The sequence below is a fragment of the Mesorhizobium sp. M1E.F.Ca.ET.063.01.1.1 genome (assembly GCF_003998155.1).
Classification (GTDB): Bacteria; Pseudomonadota; Alphaproteobacteria; order Rhizobiales; family Rhizobiaceae; genus Mesorhizobium.
Map to the genome: position 1 here is coordinate 1 of NZ_RZSC01001332.1, position 843 is coordinate 843.

At 55.9% G+C, this 843-nt stretch carries 2 protein-coding genes; both read left to right on the top strand.

Annotation, left to right across the window (positions count from 1 at the left end; genetic code table 11):
- The coding region (locus EOA29_RS38355; RefSeq protein WP_281061145.1) for a plasmid partitioning protein RepB C-terminal domain-containing protein at positions 1-527 on the top strand (527 nt) is incomplete at its 5' end.
- Between the two features lie 153 nt (positions 528-680).
- Positions 681-843: helix-turn-helix domain-containing protein (locus EOA29_RS38360; RefSeq protein WP_281061146.1), on the top strand; the 163-nt coding region annotated here is incomplete at its 3' end.

Genomic DNA, 843 nt, shown 5'->3' on the forward strand with positions numbered 1-843 from the left:
GTTTCATCGAGAAGGCGATGTTCGCAAAGCGCCTTGAGGATTTGGGGTACGACAGAGAGGTGATCTCGTCAGCATTGGCCTCGAACGCCGCTGCGGTCTCAAAGATGGTATCGGTTGTCACGAGAATTCCAGCATCTGTGATCGGCAAGATTGGATCGGCTACGTCTGTGGGCCGCGAGCGGTGGGTTGAGTTGTCTCTGCTCGCCGGCAAGAAATCCGAAATGGTTAATGCAATCTTGTCCGAGCCAGAATTCGGTGAGTTGGAAAGCGAGGAACGCTTCGAAAGGTTGCTAACAGCCCTGAATGCAAAGGGGAAGCCGGTTCGAAAGGTAGCTGTGAAGTCCCAAGCGCAATCCTGGGTCCCCGAAGACAAATCAGTTAGCGTCAGCGTCAAGAAGGCAGGCAGGGCCATCACGATCGCCGTGAAGGAGATGGATGGCAGCCGCTTCGGGACGTGGATTTCCGATAATCTGGGCAACCTTTACGAGGCGTTCAGAAAGTCGGAGAAGACATCAACAGGAGACTGAAACCGCAAAAGAAAAAGGCCCCCGAACGTCACCGTCGCGGAAGCCCTTCTCGTCTGTCGCAAGCTGAGAATCGCATTTCCCCGAATCACTGTCAAGAGTCGTGGCGCCGTTTTGGCGAGCAGATTTCTTTTGCCTAATCGAGGGTGAAAGAAAATGGAGACGGGTATTGCAACGACGCCCTTTGGGCGGCGGCCGATGTCGCTTGCCATGCTGGCGGCGCAAAACGAGTCACGTGAGATCCCTAAGGGCAGGGTCGTCGAGAAGTGGCAGGTCTACCGCAACCTCTGCGAGGGCAAAAGCGTCGTCGGCGTCGGCG